Source organism: Pseudoduganella namucuonensis, from assembly GCF_900116645.1.
Taxonomy (GTDB): domain Bacteria; phylum Pseudomonadota; class Gammaproteobacteria; order Burkholderiales; family Burkholderiaceae_D; genus Rugamonas; species Rugamonas namucuonensis.
The window spans coordinates 23,176-48,748 of record NZ_FPBO01000049.1 but is presented as its reverse complement, the minus strand read 5'-3'; the positions used below and the strand labels follow the sequence as shown (position 1 = coordinate 48,748).

The 25,573-nt window shown below is 69.5% G+C and carries 19 protein-coding genes; 7 read left to right on the top strand and 12 right to left on the bottom strand.

Features of this window, described 5'->3' with window-relative positions; all coding sequences use genetic code 11:
• Positions 1–5: 5 nt before the first annotated feature.
• Both BM436_RS32380 and BM436_RS32375 read right to left on the bottom strand, forming a co-directional pair.
• The gene (locus tag BM436_RS32380) at positions 6–1,340 is read right to left on the bottom strand and encodes a sensor histidine kinase (RefSeq protein ID WP_229490940.1); all 1,335 of its coding nucleotides are present in this window, start codon (positions 1,338–1,340) and stop codon (positions 6–8) included.
• 6 nt (positions 1,341–1,346) lie between these two features.
• Complete coding sequence (locus BM436_RS32375; protein ID WP_093560641.1) at positions 1,347–2,747, bottom strand: class I SAM-dependent methyltransferase; 1,401 nt, start codon at positions 2,745–2,747, stop codon at positions 1,347–1,349.
• Positions 2,748–3,074: 327 nt separating this feature from the next.
• Between BM436_RS32375 and BM436_RS32370 the strand changes: the two genes are divergently transcribed.
• Positions 3,075–4,145, top strand: coding sequence for a flavodoxin family protein (locus BM436_RS32370; RefSeq protein ID WP_093560620.1), 1,071 nt, complete (start codon positions 3,075–3,077; stop codon positions 4,143–4,145).
• A gap of 19 nt (positions 4,146–4,164) precedes the next feature.
• Here the strand turns inward: BM436_RS32370 and BM436_RS32365 are convergent, their stop codons facing one another.
• Complete coding sequence (locus tag BM436_RS32365; protein WP_093560618.1) at positions 4,165–5,061, bottom strand: LysR family transcriptional regulator; 897 nt, start codon at positions 5,059–5,061, stop codon at positions 4,165–4,167.
• Positions 5,062–5,189: 128 nt separating this feature from the next.
• Between BM436_RS32365 and BM436_RS32360 the strand changes: the two genes are divergently transcribed.
• Positions 5,190–6,611 (top strand): MFS transporter, encoded by a 1,422-nt coding sequence (locus BM436_RS32360; protein ID WP_229490938.1) that lies wholly within the window; start codon positions 5,190–5,192, stop codon positions 6,609–6,611.
• Here the strand turns inward: BM436_RS32360 and BM436_RS32355 are convergent.
• Together BM436_RS32355 and BM436_RS32350 are read right to left on the bottom strand one after the other, a co-directional pair.
• On the bottom strand, positions 6,608–7,807 hold the full coding sequence (locus tag BM436_RS32355; protein WP_093560616.1) for a glycosyltransferase: 1,200 nt from the start codon (positions 7,805–7,807) through the stop codon (positions 6,608–6,610). The two genes, BM436_RS32360 and BM436_RS32355, sit on opposite strands and share 4 nt — an antisense overlap.
• A complete protein-coding gene (locus BM436_RS32350; RefSeq protein ID WP_229490936.1) occupies positions 7,807–10,545 on the bottom strand; it encodes a polysaccharide deacetylase family protein in 2,739 nt (912 codons plus the stop codon). The genes BM436_RS32355 and BM436_RS32350 overlap by 1 nt, the downstream gene beginning before the upstream one ends.
• Before the next feature lie 187 nt (positions 10,546–10,732).
• On the opposite strand from BM436_RS32350, the gene BM436_RS32345 reads away from it, so the two are divergent.
• Both BM436_RS32345 and BM436_RS32340 read left to right on the top strand, forming a co-directional pair.
• Positions 10,733–13,432, top strand: coding sequence for a PAS domain S-box protein (locus BM436_RS32345; protein ID WP_177307702.1), 2,700 nt, complete (start codon positions 10,733–10,735; stop codon positions 13,430–13,432).
• Between the two features lie 96 nt (positions 13,433–13,528).
• Positions 13,529–15,007 (top strand): methyl-accepting chemotaxis protein, encoded by a 1,479-nt coding sequence (locus tag BM436_RS32340; protein ID WP_093560611.1) that lies wholly within the window; start codon positions 13,529–13,531, stop codon positions 15,005–15,007.
• Positions 15,008–15,015: 8 nt separating this feature from the next.
• Here BM436_RS32340 and BM436_RS32335 read toward each other — a convergent pair whose 3' ends face one another.
• Positions 15,016–15,453 carry an ATP-binding protein gene (locus BM436_RS32335; RefSeq protein WP_093560609.1) on the bottom strand — a complete coding sequence of 146 codons (438 nt, stop codon included), beginning with the start codon at positions 15,451–15,453 and terminating at the stop codon, positions 15,016–15,018.
• A gap of 39 nt (positions 15,454–15,492) precedes the next feature.
• On the opposite strand from BM436_RS32335, the gene BM436_RS32330 reads away from it, so the two are divergent.
• Both BM436_RS32330 and BM436_RS32325 read left to right on the top strand, forming a co-directional pair.
• Entirely contained in the window at positions 15,493–15,957 is a 465-nt protein-coding gene (locus tag BM436_RS32330) for a FecR family protein (protein WP_093560607.1), read from the top strand.
• Complete coding sequence (locus tag BM436_RS32325; RefSeq protein ID WP_229490934.1) at positions 15,954–16,550, top strand: OmpA family protein; 597 nt, start codon at positions 15,954–15,956, stop codon at positions 16,548–16,550. The genes BM436_RS32330 and BM436_RS32325 overlap by 4 nt, the downstream gene beginning before the upstream one ends.
• An 85-nt stretch (positions 16,551–16,635) precedes the next feature.
• On the opposite strand, the gene BM436_RS32320 is transcribed toward BM436_RS32325, so the two are convergent.
• Genes BM436_RS32320 through BM436_RS32310 form a run of 3 tightly spaced genes read right to left on the bottom strand, consistent with a single transcriptional unit; the run spans position 16,636 to position 20,097 of the window.
• The gene (locus BM436_RS32320; RefSeq protein ID WP_093560603.1) at positions 16,636–18,756 is read right to left on the bottom strand and encodes a SpoIIE family protein phosphatase; all 2,121 of its coding nucleotides are present in this window, start codon (positions 18,754–18,756) and stop codon (positions 16,636–16,638) included.
• Positions 18,757–18,781: 25 nt separating this feature from the next.
• Positions 18,782–19,750, bottom strand: coding sequence for an MBL fold metallo-hydrolase (locus BM436_RS32315; RefSeq protein ID WP_093560601.1), 969 nt, complete (start codon positions 19,748–19,750; stop codon positions 18,782–18,784).
• A complete protein-coding gene (locus BM436_RS32310; protein ID WP_093560599.1) occupies positions 19,747–20,097 on the bottom strand; it encodes an STAS domain-containing protein in 351 nt (116 codons plus the stop codon). The genes BM436_RS32315 and BM436_RS32310 overlap by 4 nt, the downstream gene beginning before the upstream one ends.
• Before the next feature lie 204 nt (positions 20,098–20,301).
• Here BM436_RS32310 and BM436_RS32305 point away from each other — a divergent pair, with 204 nt between their 5' ends.
• A complete protein-coding gene (locus tag BM436_RS32305) occupies positions 20,302–21,423 on the top strand; it encodes a hypothetical protein (RefSeq protein WP_093560597.1) in 1,122 nt (373 codons plus the stop codon).
• An 18-nt stretch (positions 21,424–21,441) separates the two neighbouring features.
• On the opposite strand, the gene BM436_RS32300 is transcribed toward BM436_RS32305, so the two are convergent.
• The 3 genes from BM436_RS32300 to BM436_RS32290 all read right to left on the bottom strand — a co-directional run bounded on the left by BM436_RS32300 (position 21,442) and on the right by BM436_RS32290 (position 25,495).
• Complete coding sequence (locus tag BM436_RS32300) at positions 21,442–23,463, bottom strand: sensor histidine kinase (protein ID WP_093560595.1); 2,022 nt, start codon at positions 23,461–23,463, stop codon at positions 21,442–21,444.
• A gap of 101 nt (positions 23,464–23,564) precedes the next feature.
• Positions 23,565–24,590 (bottom strand): AraC family transcriptional regulator, encoded by a 1,026-nt coding sequence (locus BM436_RS32295; protein WP_229490932.1) that lies wholly within the window; start codon positions 24,588–24,590, stop codon positions 23,565–23,567.
• Positions 24,587–25,495 carry a GGDEF domain-containing protein gene (locus BM436_RS32290; RefSeq protein WP_093560593.1) on the bottom strand — a complete coding sequence of 303 codons (909 nt, stop codon included), beginning with the start codon at positions 25,493–25,495 and terminating at the stop codon, positions 24,587–24,589. The genes BM436_RS32295 and BM436_RS32290 overlap by 4 nt, the downstream gene beginning before the upstream one ends.
• Positions 25,496–25,573 lie beyond the last annotated feature (78 nt).

The following is a 25,573-nucleotide window of genomic DNA, read 5'->3' as shown; positions in this document are numbered from 1 at the left end:
ATGGGTTAAGCGGCGGTCACGCGCGGCAGGTCGAAACTGAACTGGGTCCACAGCCCGAGCGCGCTGTCGGCGCTCAGCGTGCCGCCGTGGCGCTGGATCACGCCGTAGCTGATGCTCAGCCCCAGGCCCAGGCCCTGGCCGACCTCGCGGGTGGTGAAGAAGGGGTCGAACACGCGCGTCAGGTGCTCCGGCCGGATGCCGGGGCCGTTGTCGCGCACCGTCACCTTCAGCCGCGCGCCCTGCGCCACGGCGCCCACGTGGATGTGCGGATTGGCGCTGCCGCCCTTGCGCATGGCCAGCGCCGCGTTGCCGAGCAGGTTGATCAGCACCCCGATGATGCCCGCCTCGTCGCCGTGCACCAGCGTGTCGCAGGCGATGTCGCGCTCGATCTTCACGTCCTTGGTCTCATGGGCCACCAGCCGTATCGCCGACTCCAGCGCGCGCGCGAACATGAACCGCGCGCTTTCGTGGGCGCTGCCCTGCTTGCGGTAGGCGAAGGTCTTCAGGTCGGACACGATGTACTGCACCCGCCGCATGCCTTCCCTGGCGTCGGTCAGGCATTCCATCAGCGCCGGGCTGGCCTTGGCGGCCGGCTCACCGCGCGCGACGTCGATCGCCATCATGCAGAAGTTCACCGGATTGTTCACCTCGTGCAGCAGGCCCGCCGCCAGCGTGCCGACGGCGGCCATTTTTTCCTGCTGCAGCATCTGGCCCTTGATGTCGGCCAGGTCGCGGTTGATCTGCTTGAGCTGGCTGTTCTTGTCGGCCAGCTCGCCCTTCAGCTGCAGCATCATGAAGCGCGCCTGCTCGTTGTAGAATGCGCACATGGCGCTGGCGACGGCCGTGAAGCCCAGCAGCAGGGAATTGACAGCGAACGCGCCCCGCCACTCGGCGCCGGCCGGATGGGTGTAACAGGCGACGAAATAGACAAGATAGGTCAGGCCGCCCAGCACCAGGCATTGCCGCACGCTGAACTGCAGCGCGATGCCGGACGCGAACACGGCCAGGTTCAGGCCCGCGTAGTAGATGGAGTTCGCGCCCTCGGTCTGCTGGATCATCCAGCCTATCATCAGCTGCGGCAGCATCAGCCAGCCGCAGGTCAGGCGCTGCACGTTGCGCTGGCCCCATTCGGTGTCCAGCAGGCCCACCGCGCCCAGCACCAGGCCGGACACCAGAGCCCGCGCCATGGCGAAGTTGAAGCGCTCCTCCGGATACAGGCTGTAGTCCAGGCCCACGCCCAGCATCACCAGCACGATGCTGGTGTAGGCGACGCCCCGGCTGAAGCGCAGGCGGTACGCGCGCAACGCCGCCTCGTAGTTGTTGTTGAACTCTTCAATCACGCCGGATCACAGCCAGGTGGCTTCGGCGACGACATTGACGCCGGTGGCGTCCGTGTACAGCCGCCGTTCCCGCGCCTCGGGCGGCAGCAGGCGCTCCATCGCCGTCTCGTCGCGGTGGACCAGGTGCCACTCCAGCAAATGCGCCAGCGCGTGCCGCACCGGATTGCCGGTGTGGGTGCCGGCGACCAGCAGGCTTCCACCGCCGCGCAGGCGGGCGCCGAGATACGCCGTCAGCCTGGCGCAGACCTTGTCGGTCAGGTAATCGAAGGGGCCGGCGCAGTAGGCGACGTCGAATTCCCAGCTGGAGTGGCCGCCATCGACGGGACGCAGCAGCAGCCGGTGCACCGCTTCGTGCGCGTACGCCATGTCCACCTGGCGCGGCAGGCTGGCGTTCAGGGGCGCCAGGCGCTCGCGGGTCCAGGCCAGCGCCGCCTCGCTGAAGTCCAGCAGTTCGAACGACAGCCAGTGCGGCTCGTCATACTCCCGCAGGAAGCGCTGCACTTCGACCGCCGGGCCGCAGCCCAGGCTCAGCACCCGGAACGGGCGGCCCGTGGCGCGCGCGGCGTCGGCCCGGCCGCGCAGGAATTCCACCAGCAGGTCGATGCGGTTGCGCTGCGCCCGCGCCAACGGCGTGTCCAGGAAGGCGGCGTTCACGATTTGGAAGTGGGTATCCGGACCTTGCCGCGGGTCTTCCAGCAACTGGTTCACCATGTGGTGGTCGCCCGCGTGGCCCAGCGGCCTGGCAAGGGCGCGGGCCGGGTACGGCGCCCGCAGCAACAGCGGATGCAGGCAGGACTGCGCATAGGCCCGGTGCGCGGCGCAGTCTTCCTCTTCCACACCGGCGGCTTCGGCGTCGAGCCGGTCCAGATGGTGGCCGATGCGCAGGGCCAGGGGAGCGGCCAACTCCATGAACACGTCCGCGCGCAGGCGGCCGTCCTCGTCTCGCGGCAGCGCGGGGGCCAGGTCCACCCGCTCCGCCCAGCGCGCCATGTCGGCCAGAAAAGCGCGGGCCTCGTGCACGGCGCCCTGGTAGCCGGGACGGATGCGGGGACGCTCGTCCCACTCGCGCACGAAGCCGGCCGACGCCAGGCCCGCGGCGCCGGGCGCCGGCGGGCGGTCCTCCAGTTCGATCGGTTCGCGCCACGCGTCCATCAGCCGCAGCGTGACCATGGCCGCCAGGCCGGTGTTGACGAGGCCGACGACCACCGCCTTGCCGACATAGGCGTCCCGGGCGCCCAGCCTTATCGTCAACGCCCGCGCGAGCTCGCTGATTTGCGCGATGGCGGGCGGGTCGTACACCTCCATCACCAGCGCCTCGCGCCGCAGCTTGACTATCGTGCCCCGGACCGGCGCGCCTTGCGCGTTCAGGAAACTCACCACTGGATCGATTTGCTTTTGCGAATACACGTGTAGGTACATCCGTTCGGAATTAATGGCAGAAAGCTTGTGGCCGCTGCGCTGGGGTACTGATCTTTACGGCCGAGTGTACTGGCGGGTGGATCGATTCGCAACATTGTGAATCGGCAATATTTAACACTCCGCAGGGCGGGGAGCTACGCTTAAGTCGCTAATCCGTATGGCTTTCTTCACAAGCCGGCCGCTGACGCACTGGTCTTTCCGACTGGATTTATCCGTTCCATTTTTACAACAACACGGGCCCGGCGACTCGGTACGCTGGCGTACAGAGCATTCCCGTCCCGGGTGGCAAGCTGTTGTGAACCACCGGAGACTGTGATGACCGAAATCCGCAAGGGCCAGGCGCCCGCCCCGCTGGAGCGCCAGGAGTTCCACCTGCAGTTCCGCCGCTCCTTCCTCGATCCCACGTTCGACCAGGTGCGCGAGGCGCTGGACCAGGTCGAGGAAGTGGCCTGGCGGAACTATCACGAGGGCCGCAAGGCGCCCCACAAGCATGCCGCCGGCGAAGGGTTCGCCGATCCCGCCTACGAATTGTCGGACGAATGGCGCGCCACGCGCGACCGCCTGCTGGCGGCGGAGCGGGTCCAGAAGGATCCCGCATCGCGCTCGCGGGTGCTGCTGATCTGCGCCTCGTCGCGCAACGACGGCACTTGTCCCGGCGAAATGTCCAAGACCTGGCGCATGACGCAATGGGCGCGCTCGACGCTGGAGGCGCGGGAAATCGAGGTCGATATCCTGGACCTGAGCCTGCTGACCTCCGGCTACGACCAGCACATCCACCCCTGCAAGGGCTGCGTTTCGACGGCGATGCCGCTGTGCCATTGGCCGTACAGCTGCTATCCCAACCACGCGACGCGGCAGACCAACGACGGCATGAACGCCATCTACGAGCAGTGGGTCGCGGCGCACGGCGTCATCATCCTCACGCCGGTGTACTGGTACCAGGCGCCCAGCCCGCTGAAGCTGATGATAGACCGCCTGGTGTGCGCCGACGGCGGCAATCCCGATCCCACCACCACCCATGGCAAGAAGGCGGTGGAAGCCAAGGCGATTGAAATGGCGGGCTGGGACTATCCCAAGCATTTGAAGGACCGCGCGTTCGGGCTGGTGGTGCATGGCGACGTGGCGGGCATCGAAAGCCTGCGCCGCAACCTGGCGGACTGGCTGGAGTGGATGGGATTGATCGACGCGGGCAGGCAGGCCAAGCTGGACCGCTATCTCGGCTATTACGAGTCCTACGCCGAAAGCCACGACGTGCTGGAAAAGGATGACAAGTTCCAGCAGGAGGTGTGCAACGTGGCCGCCGCGGTGGCGGTGGCGGTGAAGAAGCTGCGGGCGGGAGAGTTGCGCAAGCCTGACGCGGATATCCGCCCGGCGCGGCCCAAATAGGCCGCGTCCGCCGGCCCGGTCAGCGCACCGCGCCGCAGGTGTCGCGCACCAGGCCCCGCAGCCAGCGATGGGCCGGATCGGCGTCCATGCGCGGGTGCCACAGCATGGACACGGTGATTTCCTGCGCCGGGACGGGCAGCGGGAAACCGTGCATGCCATCGCGCAGCTTGCCCGTGTGCCGCTCCGGCACGCTGGCGATCAGGTCCGAACCACGCGCCAGCGCCAGCGCCGACGTGAACCCGCCGACGATGGTGGCGATGTCGCGCTCCAGCCCGAGACCCAGCAGCGCCTCGTCGATCGGCCCCTTGGCCAGTCCCCTGCGCGAGACGCTGATATGCCGGCCCGCCGCATAGCGGGCGGGCGTGACGTCGCCGACGCACAAGGCATGCCCCTGGCGCACGACGCCGATGAACCTGTCCCTGAACAGCGCCTGCACCCGCACTTCCGGCCCGGTCACCTTCCCCACCACGCCCGTTTCCAGATCGACGCTGCCGTCGCGCAGGGACGCGCTTTCCTTGTCCAGCTTTTGCACGAAGCACAGGCGCGCGCCGGGCGCCTCCGCGTGGGCGCGCGCGACGAGGTCCGCGCCGAAGTTCTCGACGAAGCCTTCGCGCGTGCGCAGCGTGAATGTCCGGGTCAGCTTCGCGATGTCCAACTGCTCGGCGGGCCGGAGCACCGCCTCCGCCTCCAGGACCAGCGGGCCGACGCGTTCGCGTAGTTCCAGCGCGCGGGGCGTCGGAACCAGGCCGCGCCCCGCCCTCACCAGCAGCGGATCGCCCGTGGTGTCCCGCAAACGCGCCAGCGCCCGGCTCATCGCGGATGGGCTGAGCCGCAAGCGCCGGGCAGCGCCCGCGACGCTGCCCTCGGCCAGCACGGCGTCGAGGGTGATCAGCAGGTTGAGATCAGGGATGGACATGCCGGATTGTAACGCGCCAATTCCTGATATGGCGTCTAATGCACGTATAAAGTGCAAATGCTGCGTCTTCCGCCATGCCACGTGGCGGCGTAATGTTCGAAGGAGTGTACCCACAAGAAGGACCTCCCTTGAAACCCATCATCGCAAACCAAGCCGGCACGGCGGCGGCAAGCTCCAAAAGCGCGCCTTCTGTGCGCTGGACGCTGGCCAGCCTCGCCCTGTCCATGCTGCTGTCCTCGCTGGGCACCAGCATCGCCAACGTCGGCCTGCCCACGCTGGCGCGGGCCTTCGAGGCCCCGTTCCAGCAAGTCCAGTGGGTGGTGCTGGCCTACCTGCTCACGGTGACCAGCCTGGTGGTCGGCGCGGGACGGCTCGGCGACCTCGTCGGCCGCCGCCGTTTGATGCTCGGCGGCATCTCCGTGTTCACCGCCGGCTCCGCCATGTGCGCCCTCGCGCCGTCGCTTGCGCTGCTGATCGCGGCGCGCGCCATCCAGGGCGCCGGGGCGGCCGTCATGATGGCGCTGACCATGGCGTTTGTCGCCGGCGCCGTGCCCAAGGAGAAGACGGGCGGCGCCATGGGGCTGCTGGGCACCATGTCCGCCGTCGGCACAGCGCTCGGTCCCACGCTGGGCGGCGCGCTGATCGCCTGGTTCGGCTGGCCCGCGCTCTTCCAGGTCTGCGTGCCGCTGGGCGCGCTCGCACTGGTCCTGGCGTACCGTTTCCTTCCGGCGGACGGGCCAAGGACCGGGCGCCCGGAATTCGATCACGCCGGCACGCTGTTGCTTGCCTTGACGCTGGCCGCCTACGCCCTCGCCATGACGGTGGGACACGGCGGTTTCGGCGCCATCAACGCGGGCTTGCTGGGCGCGGCCCTGTGCGGCGCCGGACTGTTCATGCGGGCGGAGGCCAAATCGGCATCGCCGCTGATACCGCTGGCGATGTTTCGCGACCCGGTCTTGAAGGCGGGCTTCGCCATGAGCGCGCTGGCCACCACCGTGGTGATGGCAACGCTGGTGGTCGGACCCTTCTACCTGTCCGGAGCGCTGGCGCTGGACGCGGCGCGGGTCGGGCTCGTCATGTCCACCGGCCCGATCGTCGCCGCGCTCGCGGGTGTGCCGGCGGGGTGGCTGGTGGACCGCTTCGGCGCCGGCCGCGCGGCCATCGCCGGTTTGATGGCCATGGCCACCGGGGCGGCGCTGCTGGCGACCATCGCGGCGGCGCACGGCGTGGCCGGGTATATCGCGCCGCTCGCCGTCGTCACCGCCGGTTACGCGCTGCTGCAGGCGGCCAACAACACGGCAGTCATGGCGGACGTTCTGCCGGAGCGGCGAGGCGTCGTCTCCGGCCTGCTCAACCTGTCGCGCAATCTGGGGCTGGTCACGGGGGCCTCGGTCATGGGCGCGGTGTACGCGCTGGGATCGGCGGACGGGGTGGCCGTCACGGTGGCCGCGGCGGCCGGCATGCGGCTGACGTTTGGCATCGCCACCGCACTCATTCTCGCGGCGCTGGCCATTGCGTCCATCCGCCGCGGACACGTGCTGCTGGTCTAGTGCACGCGCGCCAAATCCTCGAGAGTCAGCGCCATGTCGGCGGCGCCCTTGGCCGCGGTGTATCCGGCGTGCCGGGCGGCGAAGGCTTGCGCGGCGGCGGCGTAATCCGGCGTGGACAACATGTGCCGCACGGCCTTGCCCCAGTCCGAGGGCGGCGGCAATGCGGCGGTGTTGACGCCCATGCCCGCCGCCGCGATCCGGCGCGCGGTCAGGAACTGTTCCAGCTGCATGGGCAGCATCATCACCGGCACGCCGGCCAGCAGCGCCTGGGCGGTGGAATCCCCGGCGTGCGTCACGAACAGCTGCGCCGCCGCCAGCGCGTCCCCCATGGCGACCGGGCCGCTGGCGTAGGCGATGTTCGGCGACATCACCGGCGGCGCCCTGCCCGCCGCCACTTCCGGCAGATAGCACAGCACGCGGCAAGGCTCCCGCGCCAGCGCGGCCAGCACCGCGGCGTGATTGGGATCGACAGTCCGCAAATAGGCGAACACCAGCGGCCCCTCGCCGACCGGCCATTGCGGCTTCACGCCGGTGCTCGGCAGGAAAAGGGGTCCGTGCCAGGCCACCGAGGATGGCGGGCGCCCATACTGGTCCAGTTCCGGCCACGAGTTCAGCAACTGCGCGTCGCCCAGCAGCAGGTCGGCGGCCCAGGCGAACGGCGCGGCGCGATGATGCGACAGCACGCCGTTGGCCACCTTCAGCACGCGCGCCTCGGCGGACGCCAGCCGCTGGGGCGGTATGCCCTCCCAGTCGCGCAGGCATGGCAGCGGCTGGCGCGGCGGCGGGCTGGAGAACGCGATGCCAATGGACGCGCTGCGCATGCCCATGGTGCGGGCGGCCAGGATCGCGGTGGGGGCGTAATCGGCCACCAGCAGGTCCGGCTTCAGCTGGGTGAACAGCGAGCGCCATCCATCGACCATTCCCGCCAAGCCGCGCGGCTCCAGGTAGCCGCAGGTCAGCAAGACCTCGGCCAGGCTGGCCTGGTTGGGCGGCATGCCCTCGGTGCGGTGCAGCCACACGGGGGCCTGGAACTTGGCCACGTCCAGGTCCGCCAGCACGTTGTAGGTCTGGCCCAGGTCGCGCAGGCCCAGGCTGACCTGGTGGCCGCGCGCCAGCAGGGCCTGGGCGATCATTTTCAACCGGCCGGCGTGTCCCAGCCCGCCGCCCAGTTCCCAGGCCAGGTGGAAATGCGCCATTACAGCTTCTCCAACTGTTGTTTCGCGTACGCGGCGCCGCCGCCGGCCGGCGCCAACGCGAGATAGGTGTTGTAGGCGGACTTGGCGCGGGCCGTGTCGCCGGAGCGCGCGCTGGCGTCGCCCAGGTTCAGGTAAGCGATGGCGCGCGAGGGGTCTATGCGGATGGTGTTTTCAAACCAGCGCGCGGCCTCCTTGTAGCGGTCCTGTTTATAGAACACGAAGCCGAGGTTGTTCGCGGCCAGCGCGAAATCGGTGCGCAGCTTGAGGGCTTCGGTGAACTGCGCCTCCGCCGCGGCATACTGCTTCTCCTTGTACAGCTGCAGGCCCCGGTCGTTGGCGCGCTGGGCCAGCAGGCGGGCCGACACCGGGACGGCGGCGGGCGGGATGATCTTTTGCTCGTTGCCTTGCAGGTCTTTCACGGTGACGGGAACCGGCCGCGCCGCGGGCGCCTGCGCGGCTGCGATCTGCGCGGCGGCAGGTTGCCCGGACGCCTCCAGCCGCGAGTTCATCGCGATCGCGTCGTTGGACAGCTGCGCGGTGGCCGCGCCCAGGAATTCGGTCTCCGCGGGCAGCTCGAACACGAAGTCGCCGCCCTCCGACCCGGGCAGGCTGCCGAAGGCCGGCGTCTGGCTGGAGACACCCGCCACGGCCGGCGCCACGTAGGCCGCCAGCTCGGTGGCGGTGATGAGGCCATCGCCATTCAAGTCGCCCTTGCCGCCCAAGCCTTGCAGCAAGGTCCAGGTGAAGACCGAGTGGCCGTTCGGGCCGCCATCGGCCACCAGTTGGTCGCCGCCGCCGGCTGTGAGCATCTGCCGGCCGATGCGCTTGGCGTTGTCGCGCAGGAAGGAGGCCGAGCCGCCGCCGCGCGTCAATCCCAACCCGCTGTAGCAGGCGTCCATCACGAACAGCACGTGCTTGGCGTTCAGGCTTTCGGCGATGTTCTGGATCTCCGTCATCGGAATCGCGTCGGTCGCGAGCTGGTTCGGATCCGCGTCCACCGGCACGATGTAGCCCAGGTCGCGCCCGGAACTGAGCTTGCGCGTGGCGCCATGGCCGGCGAAGAACACGAAGATGCGGTCGTTGCGCTGCACGCCGCCATGGGCCAGCTTGTCGTGGAAGGCGCCGAGGATGCCATTGCGGGTGGCCTCGCCGTTCTTCAGCGTCACCACGCGCTCGGCCGCGAAGCCGAATTTGTCGATCAGCGTCTGGCGCACGCCTTGCGCGTCGCGCACCGCGTACTGCAGCTTGGGCCATTTGGCGTAGTCGTCGATGCCGACCACGATGGCCCAGGAATTGCCGTAGCCCGCCGCCACCGGCGCGGCCTCCGGCGCGGACGCGGAGCCGGCCACCTTGAAGCGGCTGCCGTCCCAGCCCGCGAACTGGTAGCCCTCGGCCACCAGCCGGTCCAGGATGGCGGGCAGCGCCTTCACGGTGCGCTCGTGGATGTCATGGAACAGGATGATGCCGCGCCCTTCCTTGTCCACCGTTTTCAGCACGCGGTCGGCGATCGAGCTGGGCACGGGGTCGGCCCAATCCAGCGAGTCGATGTTCCACATCACGGATTTCAGCCTGGCCTGGTCCAGCGCGGCCATGCCCTCGCTGTTGCGGGCGCCGTAGGGGAAGCGGAACAGCGGCGAGCGGTCGGCGTCGATGGCCTTCAGCAGCACGTCGGTGTCGAGGATCTCGGCCTGCAGCTTGCCGCCGGTCTGCTTGGACAACTGCGCGTGGCTGAAGCTGTGGTTGGCCAGCGTGTAGCCTGCCGCCTTCAGTTTGCGGCTGACCTCCGCGCCGCCGTTCAGCTTGGGCTTGCGGGCCTCGTCCAGGCTGCCCAGGTTGCGGCCCACGTTGAAGAACACGGCGGGCACGCCGTACTGCTTGAGGATGGCGCCGATCTCCTCGCTGTAGCGCTTGTGCGGGCCGTCGTCGAAGGTCAGCACCACCGTCTTTTTCGGCAGCGAGGTGCCGAAGATCTCGCCCTCCTCGGCCTTGCCGGTGTCCGCCGCCGGCGGCGCCGGCGCCGGTTCGCCGCCCGGCTGCGGTCCCTGGTAGGGCATCACCACGCCGTATTCCTTGAGGATGGCCTCGCGGCTGTACAGCTTTTTCAGGTGCGCGACATAGTCGTCCCAGCGCTCGCGCTTGAGCGCGATGCCGCGCTGTTCGTAGCGCCCGAAGATCTGGCGGATCTCCTTGTCGTAGTTGCGCTCGATCTCGGCCAGCGCGTCCATGTCCTCCGAGATGCGCTTGTGCAGCTTGATGGCGGGCAGCGAGCTGTCGCGCGCCACATGCCCCTGCAGCGACTGCAGCAGTTCGCGGAATGCCAGGCGGTCCGCGTCGTAGAGCGCGGGATCGGCTTCTATATAGTCCAGCAGCGCGGCCAGCTTGCCGTGGCGTTCCGCGCCGCCCGATCCCGCCAGCGCGGCCAGCGCCGCGTCGGCCTGGGCGATGCGCTCCTGGTTGTCGTGGAACAGGCCCTGCCCCACCGCCGTGGCCTGCGCCCGCTCCCCCGGCGTCATGCCCTGTTCGTCGGCCAGCAGCACGATGGTCTTGCGGTAGGCGGCCAGGATGTCCTTGAGCTGGGACGCCAGGGCGTCGGTCTGCCGAAGCGCCGCCGGCGCGGCCGCCGATTGGGTGGACGGGGCGGAAGGCGGCTGGGCGGGACGGCGGGACAGGTGGTAGCCGCCGGCGATGGCGGCCGCCACGGCGGCGGAAACCGCCAGGATTGCGGGCTTGGAAATCACGTGATGGCGCCTGGTTGTTGTGCGGTACAGCAATTGTAGGGCAGGCGCCGCGATTTGCCTACTTGGCAACGTCCCAAAATAGCCATGGCTAGCGCCCCCCGGGTGTGCAATACTCCTGCCTAAAGAAATGACAGGTAGATAACTAATGGCCATAAAGGGTTTCCTTCCTCGTACCTTGAAATCCCGGATGACGACCGTCGTCATCCTGCTTGTGCTGGCCGCCACCACCATCGTCACCAGCGTGGCCCTGATGCTGGCCGAGCGCGACATGAAGGCCGTGATCGGCACCCAGCAATACGCCGTCCTGTCCAGCGCCGCCGCCTATGTCGACGAGCAGCTCGAAGCCAAGCGCGCCATCCTCGCCACGCTGCCAGAAGGCCTGCCCGTCGGCATCCACACCGATCCGGCCGCGCTGCAGACCGCGCTCAAGGCGCGCCCGGCCGTGCATGGCGAGTTCTTCAACATCGTCGCCTTCGACCGGAACGGCGCGATGGTCGCCACGCTGCGTCCGGACCTGAACGAGAACAGCGTCAGCGCCAACGCCCGCCCCTATTTCGAGCAGACCCTCAAGACCAGGAAAGGCCTGATCTCGGCGCCCTTCATCAGCCGCATCTCCGGCCGGCCCGTGGTGCTGCTGACCCAGCCGGTGCTGGACAGCGCCGGCGACGTCGCCTTCGTCATCACCGGCAGCATCGACCTGCAGAAATCGGACTTCTTCGGTCCCATCAACGCACTCAAGCCGGGGCAGACCGGTTTCATGTTCATCATGACGGCGGGCGGCATCCTGATCCACCACCCCACCCCCAGCCGGCTGCTGCAGCACATCCACGCCCGTCCCGGCACCAACAAGGCCACCGACATGGCGCTGGCCGGCTTCGAGGGCTGGACCGAGGCGCAGAACAAGGACGGCGAGCCGGGCATCTACGCCTACCGCCGCCTGCGCACCACGCAGTGGATCGTCGGCGCCCGCTATCCCACGGCCGAGGCGATGGCGCCCATGCGCGCGCTGCGGCGGCAGGCGATGCTGGCCGCCACGGCCTTCGCCGCCGTCGCCGGCGTGGTGGCCTGGCTGGCGATCGCCCGCCTGATGGCGCCGCTGGAGAGGCTGCGCGGCAGCCTGGCCCGCATCCGCCAGGGCGATTCCGACCTGGCCGCGCTGCGCACCAGCCGCCGGGACGAGATCGGCGAACTGGGCGACACCCTGCACGCGCTGATGGCCGAACGCGCCGCCGCCGAGCAGCGCACCCGCGACAGCGAGACCTTGGTGCGCAACATCCTCGAGCACGCGCCGGACGCCTTCGTCAGCAGCGATTCGGACGGCAACATCACCGAATGGAACGCGCAGGCCGAGCAGACCTTCGGCTGGACCCGCGACGAGGCCGTGGGCCGCGGCGTGGCCGGGCTGATCGTGCCGCACAAGATGCGCGAGGCCCACAACGCCGGCATGCGGCACTTCGCCCGCACCGGCGAGGGCCCCATCGTCAACACCCGCGTGCGCGTGACGGCGCTGCACCGCGACGGCCACGAGATCCCGGTCGAGCTGTCGCTGGGCTCGGTGCCGCACGGCGGCGGCTTCCTGGCCACCGCCTTCCTGCACGACGTGTCCGAGCGCGTCGCCTACGAGGAACGGATCGCCGCCGGCGAGCGGCGCGCGCGCGTGATCGCCGACAGCATCCCGGCCCTGGTGGCCTATATCGACCGCGACCTGCGCTACCGCTTCACCAACGAGCATTACCAGTACCTGCTGGGCAAGGACCCGCGCGCCATGCTGGGCAAGACCATGGCCGAGGTGTTCGGCGCCGAGGTGGCGGCCGACTGGCAGGACAAGCTGGACGCCGCCCTGCGCGGCGAGCGCATCCGAGTCGAGCGCGAGCGGGTGGAACTGGGCAGCCAGCTGCACCTGATGATAGACCTGGTGCCCGACATCGGCGGCGACGGCGAAGTGGCCGGTTTCTACCTGTTCGCCATGGACATCACGCAGCGCAAGAACGCCGAGCTGACGCAGGCGGCCAGCGAAAAGCGCCTGAAGCTGATCACCGACCACCTGCCGGCGCTGATCTCCTACGTGGACAGCGAGCACCGCATGCGTTTCGGCAACGCGACCTACCAGAGCTGGCTGGGCGTCGATCCGGCGACGCTCGCGGCGCGGCCCCTGCTGGACGTGCTGGGCGAGCGGCAATACGCCAAGATCAAGCCCTACCTGGAGCGCGCCTTCCGCGGCGAGGTGGTCAACTTCGAACTGCGCGCGCTGCTGCACGGCGAGGTGCGCACGCTGGAAACCACCTTCGTGCCGGACCAGCGGCCCGACGGCGGCGTGGCCGGCGTGTACGCCCTGAACAACGACGTGAGCCGCCTGAAGGCCGTGGAGCGGCAGCTCAACGAGCTGGCGCGGCTGGACACCCTGACCGGCATCCCCAACCGGCGCCGCTTCGAGGAGGTGCTGGGCCAGGCCATGGACCGCAGCAAGCGCCAGGGCGGCGCGATGGCGCTGGCCTACCTGGACATCGACAACTTCAAGGCCATCAACGACACCCTCGGCCACGGCGCCGGCGACGCCGTGCTCAAGGAGTTTTCCAGCCGCCTGCTGCGCTCCGTGCGCGCCACCGACCTGGTGGCGCGGCTGGCGGGCGACGAGTTCGTCATCGTGTTCGAGCACCTCAGCGACGGCACCGAGGCCGCCGCGCTGGCCGGCAAGATCATCGCCGCCGTGCGCGAGGAGATGGCGATCGAGGACGGCACCATGGTCGTCACCACCAGCCTGGGCGTGGCGCTGTACAACGGCGACGGCGAGACCCAGGCCAGCCTGGTCGCCCGCGCCGACACCGCCCTGTACGCGGCGAAACGGCAGGGACGAAATTGTTGCGTGGTGGATACGGTTCCGGCCTGAAGTATTTGGCCATGTGAGTTTTCGAGAGAATCGCCGCGCGCAAATCCGTCACAATGAACCAACGCCTAGCCGGGGCGGCATCGATAGGAGCGGGTCATGCTGAAACAGATGAGAATGGAAACGCGCTTGCATTGGGGTCTGGGCGGCATCGTCGTGATGGTCATTTTGCTGGGCGGGCTGGCCTTCGCCAACCTGGCCAACATGCACAGCAACTGGAACAGTTTCGAGACCGTCACCCTGGCCCGCAAGGACGCCGTGCTCGACATCGTGAGCGCCCACGGCCACGCGGTGCACCATTTCAAGAATTACATCCTGCGCGGCGGCGACAACGCCGTCAAATTCCGCGGCGACCTGGCCGACATCGAAAAGAGCCTGGCGGCCTACCAGGCCAGCGGCGCGCACTCGTCCCAGGAACAGGCGCTGCTCGGCGACATCGCGACGGCCACCAAGGACTACGCCGGCCACATCGCCAACCTGGAAGCCATGCGCGAGAAAGGCGCCGGCATCGCGGAGCTGGACAAGGCGGCCAAGGGCGCCGACGCGGCCATCAGCAGCGCCAGCGAGAAGCTGCTGGCGCTGAACGCCACCGAGACCCGCGCCGCCTCGGCGCAGATGCGCGACATCACCGAGACGGCCAAGCGCTGGATCCTGTCCTTCGCGACCATCATCGCGGTACTGGGCTGCGTGCTGGCGGTGTGGATTTCGCGCAGCCTGGGCGGCATCGTGCGCGACGTGCAGCACGTGGTGGCGGTGCTGGCCGGCGCCTCGCAGGAAGTGAGCGCGACGGCCGGTTCGCTGTCGCAGGCCTCCAGCGAGCAGGCCGCCAGCGTCGAGGAGACCAGCGCCTCCATCGAGGAGATGACGGCCTCCATCACCCAGAACGCGGAAAACGCCAGGGTCACCGACGGCATCGCCACCCAGGCGGCGCGGGAGGCGGCCAAGGGCGGCGAGGTGGTCAAGGCCACCGCCGCGGCCATGCGCGAAATCGCCAAAAAAGTCAGCATCATCGACGATATCGCCTACCAGACCAACCTGCTGGCGCTGAACGCGGCGATCGAGGCCGCCCGCGCCCACGAGCACGGCCGCGGCTTCGCGGTGGTCGCCGCCGAGGTGCGCAAGCTGGCCGAGCGCAGCCAGGTGGCGGCGCAGGAAATCGGCCAGGTGGCCGCCAACAGCGTGCACCTGGCCGACGAGGCGGGCTTGCTGCTGGACGCCATGGTGCCGAACATCCGCAAGACCTCGGACCTGGTGCAGGAGATCGCGGCGGCGTCGGAGGAGCAGTCGTCCGGTGTGCGGCAGATCAACGGCGCGGTGGGCCAGCTGAGCCAGACCACCCAGCTCAACGCCGCCAGCTCGGAGGAACTGGCCGCCACATCGGAGGAAATGAGCGCCCAGGCCGACCAGCTGGCGCAGCTGATGGCGATGTTCAAGCGCTACGGCGGCGAGACGGAGGCGCCGCAGCGTAAAGGTGGCAAGGGTGGCAAGCCAACGCTGGTCAAGGGCCGTCCCGTCCGCGTCGCCCAACTGGCGGCCGGCGGCGGGCAGTTGGACGAGACGCAGTTCACCAAGTTCTGAGACCCGGCTCAGACCTCGAAGAACAGACGGTTGCGGCCGTGGGAGCGCTGATAGTCGGCGCTACGCGCCATGTCTTTTATCAGCAACAGTCCGGCGCCGCCTATCGGCTGGTCCTCGATCGGCAGATCGGGGTTCGGTTCCTGCGCGGCGCGGCGCTCGGCCAGCGGATTGAAGGCCGGCGCCTCGTCCTCGTAGCAGAAGCCGGTGGCGTGGGCCGCGACCCAGACCGGCTTGTCGCTGTCGCCGCCATAGCCGTGCAGCACGCTGTTGCGGAACAATTCCTCCAGTATCAGCTCGGCGCGCAGCACCGCGTCCGGCTCGGCGCCGGCGTGCCGCATCTGCGCCGCCACCAGCTCCATCACCACCGGGACGAGCGCCAGCCTGGCTTCGAAACGCGTGCCAATATTTATCCCGCTTTCGGTGCTACTGGTTCCTTTTTGTTCCATTCGAGCATATTATCGGAATGTCTATAGTTGGGGGTGATCATGAGCACAATAAAAATACAAACTGTTACAGCGATGCTGGCCGCCTGTGGCGTTTTCGCGATGCCGGCGGCCCACGCGGCGTCCGCCAACCCCGCCGGGGTCATCAAAACCTCTAAGGGCAGCGTCACCATCGAGCGCGAGGGCCGGAAAATGGCCGGTCCGGTGGGCGCCACCGTGCTGCCCAGCGACCGCATCGTGACCGGCGTGGACGGCAGCGCCGGCATCACGCTGCGCGACGAGACGCTGCTGGCCCTGGGGCCGAACACCACGCTGGCGCTGGACAAGTTCGCCTTCGACAGCACCACCCACGCCGGCGCGCTGGACGCCTCCGTCAAGCGCGGCACGCTGGCCGTCATTTCGGGCAAGCTGGCCAAGCAATCGCCCGGCGCCGTCAAGTTCACCACGCCCAGCACCGTGCTGGGCGTGCGCGGCACCGAGTTCGTGATTGAAGTCGGGGAGCAATGATGGGAGCGTTGGTCTGGATCGTCTGTCTCATCGCCGCCATCTCCCAGCATAATTCCGGTCCCGCCGAGCGCATCACGCTGCTGCCCAGCCAGGACGGCCGGCCCAGCGCCGTGGTGGTCACCTCGGCCAAGGGCGAGGCGGTGCTGGACCGCCCCTACCAGAGCGCCGCCGTGGACCGCTCGCAGGCGATCAGCGCCGGCGCCGAAAACGCCGCCGAGGTGCGCGCCCGTTACGCCGCCACGCTGGCCGCCCTGCCCCAGGGCGCCGCCGTGTTCACCGTGTACTTCGAGACCGGGACCGAGAACCTGATACCCGAGTCGGCCGCCCGCCTGGCGCAGATCAAGGCGGACATGTCGCGGCGCCCGGCCCCGGAAGTGATCGTCATCGGCCACACCGACCGGGTCGACACCGCCGCCTTCAACGACGCGCTGTCGCTGAAGCGGGCCGAACACGTGAAGCTGCTGCTGATCGAGGCCGGCGTGCCGGCCGACAGCATCAGCGTGTCCGGCCGCGGCGAGCGCGAGCCGGTGGTGGCGACCTCCGACGGCAAGGCCGAACAGCGCAACCGCCGCGTGGAGATCCGCGTCCGCTAAGGGGCGCCGGCGCATGCCTCCGGCGTGCGTATCCGGCTTGCGGAGCGCGGCCCGGGCGAACCGGACCGCCGGCCGGCCAGGCCGGCTAAGTCGGCTCCCGGAAGCCGTTCCAGCGCACCACCAGCAGCGTGAGGTCGTCCGACGGCTCGGCCGCGCCCACGTGGGTGCGCACGTCCTCGCGCACGGCCGCCACCAGCGCCTCGGGCCCCAGGCCGTGGGTGCGCGCCAGCAGCGCGTCCAGCCGCTCGACGCCGTACAGCGTGCCCTGCTCGTCCATGGCCTCGGAGATGCCGTCCGTGGTCAGGCACAAGCTGTCGCCGGGCCGCAGCTGGTAGTGCTGGACCGGGTACTCGAAATCGTCCAGCACGCACAGCGGCGGGCCGTCGGCCGGCAGCATGCGTTCCAGCTCGCCGTCGCTGTGCACCAGCCGCGGCGCGTCGTGGCCGGCGTTGCACAGCAGGAGTTCGCCCGTGTCGGCGTCGAGGATGCCGGCGATGGCGGTCACGAACAGCATCTCCGGGTTTTCCCGCAACAGCTCGCGGTTGGCGCGGCTGACGATGTCGCTCAGATCGGGTTCGCCGGCCGCGTCGCGCAGCGCGATGCTCTTGGACAGGGCCTTGGCCACCACCATGAACAGGCTGGCCGGCAGCCCCTTGCCGGACACGTCGCCGATCAGGAACAGCACGCGGCGCCGGTCCAGCGGGAAGAAGTCGTACAGGTCGCCGCCGACCTCCTTGGCCGGCTCCAGCAGCGCCGCCACGGTGAAGCGTCCCTCGCCGGGGAAGGCCACGGCGGGCACCGGCAGGCTGGCCATCTGGATGCGGCGCGCCGCGTTCAATTCACCGGCCGTCTTGGCGGCGGTTTCGCGCACCATCTGCAGCGAACGGTCGCTGCGGCGCCGCTCGTGCACCTCGTTGACGAACAGGCTGGCCAGCAGGCTGATGCTGGTGGCGAACATGGCCAGCCACACGCCCGCCGCGTCGAACAGCAGGCCGCCGTAGGCGAAGGCCGCCGCGCCGCCGCCGAACAGCGCCACCGACAACCCCAGGCCGACGAAGACCGCGGTGCGCAGCGGCAGGCGCGGCAATATCCAGATCAGCAACAGGCTGCACATCACCAGCGCGGCCGACTCGGCCCAGCGCATCCAGTCCGGACGCTGCAGGAAGCGGCCGTCGAAGAAGCTTTCGATCAGCTGCGCGTGCACGTCCACGCCGGGCATGAAGTCGCCGCGGGCGTTGGTCTTGAAGTCCATCAGGCCCAGGCCGGTGAACGCGACGATGACGATCTTGTTGGCCAGCAGCTCGGGCGAGACGCGCTTTTCCATCACGTCCAGCGCCGACACGTAGCGGTCGTACGCGGGCCGGCTGTAATGCACCCACACGTCGCCCTTGGGCTGGGTGGGGATCACCAGCTCGCCGATCGACACGTTCTTCACGCCGCCGCCGCCGACCTCCAGGGTCACGGCCGGCATGCGGGTGGTCACGCGCAGCAGTTCCAGCGACAGCGACGGCAGCAGCGATTCGCCCACCGCCGCCACCAGCGGCACGCGCCGCACCACGCCATGCTCCAGCGTGGTGGTGAGCAGGCCCTGGCCGCTGGCGGCCGCCTGCAGCGCGGGCAGGCTGGCCAGCGCCTGCGGGAACTGGGTCACGTGGGGCTGCGCCTGGCCGCCGGTGGTGAGCACCGGCCAGGCGCGCACGGCGGTGGTGGAGCCGGGCATGGGCACGGCGAAGCCGGCCGCGCCCAGCACGATGGGGTGGCGCCGGATGGTGCTGGCGAGCAAGTCGTCGTAGTGCGGCATGGCCGTCAGCGCCGCCTTCAGCCCCTCCTGGCCCTCCGGCAGGCGGGCCGCCAGCGCCTCGGGCGAGGTCAGGTCCGATTCGGGCATGAAGATGTCCAGGCCGATGGCCAGCGGCTCCAGCTCGCCCATGCGCTCGATCAGTTCGGCCAGGCGGGTGCGCGGCCATGGCCATTGGCCGTAGCGCTTCAGCGCGGCCTCGTCGATGGCGACGATCTGCACCGGCGCGGCCTCGCGCGCGCGCGGCATCAGCCGCTGGTAGCCGTCGAACAGCGCCAGGCGCAGGCCGGGCAGCAGGCCGTCGCCGGTGGAGGTCAGCATGATGCCGAACAGCAGCGTCAGCAGCAAGGCGGTGGGCCGGCCGCGCACGCGCAGGCCGGCCGGCAGGTAATTCAGGTAGCGCTGCATGTCGGGGACGGCGGAGCCGCCGTGGTCAAAGGTCGATTTCCATGCCGTCGTAGGCGGCCAGCACCTCCAGCGGCGCCTCGCCGGTGATCTCGGCGTAGCGCCGGGTCTCGGCCAGCACGCGCGCGATCTGGGCGTCGTCGTAGATCGGCTCGTGGTGGAACAGGCACAGGCGGCGCGCCCGCGCCAGCTGGCACAGCTCCACGCCCACCACGTTGCTCGAGTGGCCCCAGTCCGCCTTCACGGAGATGGCGTCGGCCAGCGAATACATGGCGTCGAAGATCACCAGGTCGGCGTCGCGGAAGAAGTCGACGAAGGCCTGGCGTTCGGCCTCGTCCTCCAGCTTGTGCTCGGAATCGGTGCTGTAGATCAGCGTCTGGCCGCCGTGCTCCAGCCGGTAGCCGTAGGAGTCGCCCGCGTGCAGCTGCAGCTTGGCCGTCACGCGCAGGCCGTTGATCTCGACCGGCACGCCCGGCTCCATCTGGCGGAACTCGATCTTCGCGCCCAGCTGGTCGAACGTCACCGGGAAGCTGATCGCCTCCTGCTGGCGGCGGAAGGCCCGCTCCAGCTCCGCGTGGCAGCCGTGGATGACGATGCGGTTGCCCGGGATGTAGGCCGGCGTGAAGAAGGGGAAGCCCATGATGTGGTCCCAGTGCAGGTGGGACATGAACACGTGGTAGGTCTGCGGCTTGCCCGGGCCGTACTTGGCCAGCTTGGAGCCGCCCAGCGGCCGCACGCCGCTGCCCATGTCCAGGATCACGTGTTCCTGGGTGGTGTCCGGGTCCCACGCCTCCACCTCGACGCAGCTGGAATGGCCGCCGAAGGTGCCGCGCACCTCGAAGCCCAGGTGGTTGTCGATGTAGTCGGCGATCTTGGCGCTGTCGTCCAGGCCGCGGCCGATGGCGCCCTCGAGCGCGGTGACCAGCTTGGCGCGGATCTGCTTGTGCGTCAACGCAACGGGCAGCGAGCCCCTTGCGCCCCAGATGCGCGCCTTCATGCCGCCGCCAGCGCGGCCAAGGCCGCATCCTGGTCGGGGAATATCTCGAACAGCATGTCGAAGCGGCTGATTTTGAACACTTCCAGCACCAGCGGCGTCATGCCGGCCAATACCATGCGCCCTCCCTGGGCTTTTACCTGTTTAATGGCGAGCATGAGCGCGCGCAAACCGATGCTGCTGATGTAGGTGACGCCGCCCAGGTCAATCACCAGGCGGCAACCGCCCGCCTTGCAATCGCCCAGGTGGGAATCGAGCGCCTGCTTGAAGGCGTCGGCGTGGGTGTGGTCGATGCGGCCTTCCGGGCGCAAAATGGTGGCGTGTTCGGTAGCGAGAGGTTGCAGTTCCATGATGTGACACCTGTGATGCGTTAGACAACGCAGCCAAACGTTGACTGCCATCATTGAAGTGTACCACCGCTACATCATAGTGTTACTTTTTTACATGATTTTTTGCCATTGTCAGCGTAGTCTTACAAGTGGGCGGGTTGCTGGCCGCTACGCATGGAAAGCACTATTTTGCATACTGGAAAAAACTACATTGTCGAGACAGCCATGCAGAACAACGTTGCCGCCCTCAACCAGGATGCGACGCGGCGCATCTACACCACCCTGGCGGGACACAGCGACACGGCCTGGGCCGCCGACGCCGAACACTACCTGGGCAGGCAGCTGAACCAGGCGGCGGCGCGGGCGGACGGCCTGCCTCCGCACTATGAATTGCTGGGCGATTGGCTGGGACGCGAGGCCGAGGGCGCGCTGGCGGCCTACCGGCGCTACCAGTGCGAACGCGACGACGGCGCGCCGCGCCGGCACTTCGCCAATGTTGCGCAGGCGCGTCAATTCCTGGGCGCCGCCGCCCCGGCCCGGCTGACGGCCGGCGCCTCGCTGTATGGCGTGATCGGACGCTGGAACGACATGGACTTCCAGCCCATGATAGGCAGCTATCTGGAATTGCTGGGCGACGGCGTGCCTGCCAACAACCAATACCTGCGCTACCAGGCGTTGTTGGAATCCAACGGATGCCCGCTGGTGCAGGACTTGCCGGAGGCCTGCTACCGCGGCGCGGCGGTCGAACTGGCGCTGGCGCAGCACTGCGACGCCTACCTGCCGGAGCTGATCGGCTACAACATCGCGCGGCAGCAACCCTGCACCGCCCTGCTGGTGGCGCGTTATGAATTGAACGAAATGGGCATCGACGCGGACGCCTTCGCCGAGCCGGGCCAGGCGGCCGGCAGCGGGCCGTCCGCGCTGTTCAGCCTGCGCGGCATCATGGCGCGCGTGGCCGATCCCGTCACCTTTTACCGCGGCGTGGACGAGGGATTCAAGCTGCACGCGCTGGTGGCGCAACTGCCGCTGCCCGCCGCCACGCCGGGTCCGCAGGCGGTGATGCCGCCGCGCGACCCGCTGGACGCGCCGCCGCCGCGCGCCGCGAGCTACGCGCCGGCCGAGACGCGCTTGCACGACCGGCCAGTGATCCGCCACCACTTCCCCGCCGACGAGCACGCGTGGGAGGCGATCGGCAGCGAGCTGCGGCTGCTGGAGGCGCGGCTGGCCGCGTCCGACAGCAAGGAGGAGGCGATGTCGACGCTGTCGCGGCTGATGTCGCCGGCCGCGCAGCACCAGCCCACCGGACTGATGGCGGCGCGTATTTACAGCCAGTTGTTCCACCTGTAGGCCGGGGCCCGCGGGCCCTTAGCGCCACCACGCCGACGGCGCCACGTCGCGCACCGCACCCACGACCGCATTGCCCGTTGCGGCCTCACCGGCCGCGGTCTCCGCCTTGCCCGCGTGGATCCCGCCATCCGTGCCAGCCGCAACAGCCACAACAGTCGTAAAATCCGCCCCGGCCGCGTTGTCTGGAGCAGCCGTAAGATCCCCCTTGCCCGCGTTGCCCGCCCCGGCCTCGCCGGCCACGTTCAGCGGCAGCCGCACGGTGACCGTGGTGCCCTGGTTGGCCCCTGCGCTGGCGATGACGATGGTCCCGCCATGCATCTCCACCAGCCGCCGCACCAGGGTGAGCCCGATCCCCAGGCCGCCCTGCACCCGCTGCAAGCTCTGCTTGCCCTGCACAAACACCTTGAACACATGCGGCAGCAGATCCGCCGCGATACCCATGCCCTCGTCGCGCACCGTCAGCACGGCGGCGTCGCCGTCGCGCGCCACGGCGACGCGTATCAGCGTGGCGGGCGGGCTGTATTTGATGGCGTTGTCGAGGATGTTGTCGATGACCTGCGCCAGCCGCGTCGCGTCGGCCAGCACCGGCGCGCTGGCGGCGGCCACCTCCAAGCCGTGCGCGGCCAGCCTGCCGCCGGCGTGCAGCGTCTCCAGGCAGCAGCGCAGGGCGTCGGCCAAGTCCAGCGGCTGGCAATTGAGCGCCAGCTTGCCCATCAGCGCGCGGTTCACCTCCAGCAAGTCGTCCACCAGCGAACCCAGGTGCGAAGTCTGGCGCCGCAGCACCTCGCGGGCGCGCGTGCCCGCCTCGGCCGGCATGCCCGGCACGCTCGCGTGGTCCAGCACCGCCACCGCGCTGGTGATGGCCGCCAGCGGGTTGCGCAGCTCGTGGCCCAGCATGGCCAGGAACTCGTCCTTGGCCGCGTTCTGCTGTTCGGCGGTCTCGCGCGCCGCGCGCTCACGCTCCAGCAATTCGTTTCGTTCGCGTTCGGCCCTGGTGCGCGACGCCATCTCGCGGCGCAGGCGCGCGTCCGCCTCGCGTATCGCCTCGTTCAGCGCCTCCATCTCGCCGATGTTCGAATGCCGCAGTCCGACCACGGCGGCCTCGCCGCCCAGCCCCCGCGCCGCGTTCGACGCGCCGGACACGAAGCGCACCAGCCGCCGGCCGGTGTGCACGCCCAGCGACACCGCCCCCACGATCGCGATCAGGAAACCGATGATGGCCACCGACATGCCCTCCAGCACCCGCGCGTCCACCTCGGACACGGGCGCGCCCACGATCACGGCCCAGTCGGACAAGCCGGAATGGACGAAATAGGCATACACCTCGGTTCCGTCGGGCGCCTCGTGCCGCAGCGCGCCGGCCGGCGCCGCCCGCACGGCGGCCAGCACTGCCGCCGGCACCGGGTGGCCCGTTTTCCCATCCCCCTTGTCGCGCCGCGCGATGAGGGCGCCGTTGCCGTCGATGACCCAGATCGGCCAGCTGGCCGGGATCGCCCGCCCGGAAAAGGTGCGCGTGAAGTATTCCGGCGCGAAGGCCTGCGCGATCACGTGCCTGGCGCCGGTCGCGGTGGTGATGGGCTGCTCGACGGCGACAAACTGGCGCTTCAGGCTCGGGCCCCACTTCACGGCCGACACCACGCCGGCCCCGCTGGCCAGTTGCTTGCGCAGCACGTCGACGTCCGGCCGCCGGGGCAGATCGGCGCCGAAGGGCAGCCGGGTGTTGATCAACTGCTGGCCCTCGCCGTCGTACAGGATGATCCAGCCGCCCTCCCCGGCGTTGGCGGCGCCGGCCTCCGCGTAAAAGCGGCGCATGTCGCCGCTCGCCAGCGCGTGGGAATTGGCCAGCGTGCGCAGCACCGATTGCGCGCGGCGCACCTCGGCGTCGATCTCCAGCGCCGCCGAGCGCGCGCTTTCCTCGATATGGTTCATCGACTGCGCGCGTTGCGAGGACAGCAGCATATCCAGCGCGATGCTGCAGAAAACGGCGACCGGGAACACGATGCAGAAAGCGAGCAGCCAGTAATGGGTACGTAATTTCATCGCCGCGACGGGGAGGGGGAACGACGCATTGTACAACGCGCATGGGGGCGGGACGGCCGGTCACGGTCTGGCTGCGTGGGGAGCAGCGGATAGCCCGCGCCTCAGGCCGGCGCCGCCAGCAGGCTGTCGCGCAGCAGGCCGGGCGTCACACCGGTCCAGCGCTTGAAGGAGCGCCGGAAATTGGCGGCGTCGTGGAAGCCGAGGTGGCGGGCGACGGCCTCGTTGTCCGCGCCGCGCGTCTGGAACAGGTAGAGCGCGACATGGGTGCGGACCTGGTCCAGCTCCGCCTGGAAGTGCGTGTGGTGGCGCGCCAGGTGGCGCTTGAAGGTCGCCGGGCTGACACCGAAATCGGCGGCGGCCCGCTCCAGGGTCGGCGCGCCGCCCACGCGCGCCAGCAGATAGTCGTACAGCGCGGTGGGCAGGCTGGGGAGCCGCGGCGGCAGCGCGCGCGCCGCGCGGACGTTCGCCGCCACCACCTCCGCGCTGGCGCCGGGCCAGGGCCGGTCCAGCCATGCCGCGTCGATCAGCATGGCGTCCAGGTGGCAGTCGAAACGCAGCTCCGGCCCCAAGTGCACCTCGTGCTGCTCGGTGTGGCGCGGGCGCGTGCGGTTGAAACAGAAGCGCCAAGGCAGACGTTCCCCGCCCAGCCAGCGGCACATCGCCGCCACGGCCGTCATGTGCATCTCCGCCAGCAGGGATAGCGCGCCAGGCGCGCCGTGGCAGTCCGTCCAGTACAGCGCCGCCAGCCCGCCCTCCACGTTCAGGCGCGGGCGCAGCAATGGCGACAGCACGGGTTGCCAGTCCTCCAGCAGGCCCAGCGCCTCGCGCAGGGAGCCCGCGTGCTGGAGCGCGCCGCTGGCGGGGCCGTATTCGCCGGGCAGCATCTGCTGTCCGAGCATGAACGAGGTGTCCGGGCTGTCCAGCAGGCGGGCGGCGTTTTGCAGCAGTTGCAGGTACTGCGGCGGCGCGAGCAGCAGGTCCGCCGGCGGCGGCTCGGGTCCATCGAGCCCGGTGCCGCGCCACAGGGCCGGCACGGCCAAGTCCCTGCTGGCGGCGTATTCCAGCACCAGTGCCGGCTGGTGCGCCGCCACGATGCTGGCCTCGCCCGGCGCCAGGCAGGTGATCACGCCGTCGCCCGCGACGGAAGGCCGTCCGGCGCGCTTGCCCGCGCGGCCCTGTCCACGGTGCCGGACAGCTTGGCCAGCAGCGCCTCCGGGTCGCCGTCGGCCAGCGTGCAGGCGTGGCGCAGGCTGACCGGCACCCGGCCTTGCCGCCCGGCGTGCCGCATCCCCGCCACCATGGCGCACAGGTGCGCCGCCAGTTCGTCGGCTTCCGCGGCGTCCGTGCCCGGCAGCAGCAAGGCGTAGCGGTCGCCCGCGTAGCGGCACAGCAGGTCCTGGTTGCGCAGGTTCAGGAGCAGCATGTGGCCCACCGCCTGCAGCACGCGGTCGCCCTCCTTCTGCCCGTGCGCGCGGTTGATGCGGTGGAAACCGTCTATGTCCAGCAGCACCAGCGCGCAGGGCTGCGACGGATTGCGTTCGTGCTCCAGCCGGATCTGGCTGCGCAGGTAGCCGGCGCCGGCCAGCTGCGTCAGCCGGTCGAAGGCGCGGTGGTCGCGGAACAGGCGCTCGCGCTTTTGCAGGTGTTCGTTGAGGCTGAACTGTTCCTGGCGCCAGTGATACATGCCAACCGTGAGGGTCAGCATCCCCAGCGGCATCAGGGCCTCCAGCCAGTTGTCCCACAGCGCGTCCTTGGACACGCTGTATACCTCGTCCAGGCAGTCGGCCCAGGAGCCCAGCATGATGGCCGCCAGCCCGAGCGCCAGCAGCCGCGTGACCAGGCCGCCGGGACGGCTGCTCAGCGTGATCAGGAACCAGATGCCGGCCATGGCGGCGGTGCCGCCCTCGCAAAAGATGTCCAGCCATTTCCACAGGTGCGCGGCCTTGAGCGCGCCGTTCAGGGCATAGGGTAGCGGCATCAGGGCCAGGCCGAGCGCGGCCAGCAGCAGGTAGGGGCGATGTAGTTTCAACATGGGCCGCGAGCATAGCGGCGCAAGGTGACCGCTTGATGACACGGCCGGGAGCAACGGGGGAGGTGCAAACGGCTCACC

Excerpts from the sequence above, each read along its gene's own strand:
- BM436_RS32370 (WP_093560620.1), top strand. The coding sequence starts at position 3,075 with ATGACCGAAATCCGCAAGGGCCAGGCGCCCGCCCCGCTGGAGCGCCAG.
- BM436_RS32365 (WP_093560618.1), bottom strand. The coding sequence starts at position 5,061 with ATGTCCATCCCTGATCTCAACCTGCTGATCACCCTCGACGCCGTGCTG.
- BM436_RS32355 (WP_093560616.1), bottom strand. The coding sequence starts at position 7,807 with ATGGCGCATTTCCACCTGGCCTGGGAACTGGGCGGCGGGCTGGGACAC.
- BM436_RS32345 (WP_177307702.1), top strand. The coding sequence starts at position 10,733 with ATGACGACCGTCGTCATCCTGCTTGTGCTGGCCGCCACCACCATCGTC.
- BM436_RS32340 (WP_093560611.1), top strand. The coding sequence starts at position 13,529 with ATGCTGAAACAGATGAGAATGGAAACGCGCTTGCATTGGGGTCTGGGC.
- BM436_RS32335 (WP_093560609.1), bottom strand. The coding sequence starts at position 15,453 with ATGGAACAAAAAGGAACCAGTAGCACCGAAAGCGGGATAAATATTGGC.
- BM436_RS32330 (WP_093560607.1), top strand. The coding sequence starts at position 15,493 with ATGAGCACAATAAAAATACAAACTGTTACAGCGATGCTGGCCGCCTGT.
- BM436_RS32325 (WP_229490934.1), top strand. The coding sequence starts at position 15,954 with ATGATGGGAGCGTTGGTCTGGATCGTCTGTCTCATCGCCGCCATCTCC.
- BM436_RS32320 (WP_093560603.1), bottom strand. The coding sequence starts at position 18,756 with ATGCAGCGCTACCTGAATTACCTGCCGGCCGGCCTGCGCGTGCGCGGC.
- BM436_RS32315 (WP_093560601.1), bottom strand. The coding sequence starts at position 19,750 with ATGAAGGCGCGCATCTGGGGCGCAAGGGGCTCGCTGCCCGTTGCGTTG.
- BM436_RS32310 (WP_093560599.1), bottom strand. The coding sequence starts at position 20,097 with ATGGAACTGCAACCTCTCGCTACCGAACACGCCACCATTTTGCGCCCG.
- BM436_RS32305 (WP_093560597.1), top strand. The coding sequence starts at position 20,302 with ATGCAGAACAACGTTGCCGCCCTCAACCAGGATGCGACGCGGCGCATC.
- BM436_RS32300 (WP_093560595.1), bottom strand. The coding sequence starts at position 23,463 with ATGAAATTACGTACCCATTACTGGCTGCTCGCTTTCTGCATCGTGTTC.
- BM436_RS32290 (WP_093560593.1), bottom strand. The coding sequence starts at position 25,495 with ATGTTGAAACTACATCGCCCCTACCTGCTGCTGGCCGCGCTCGGCCTG.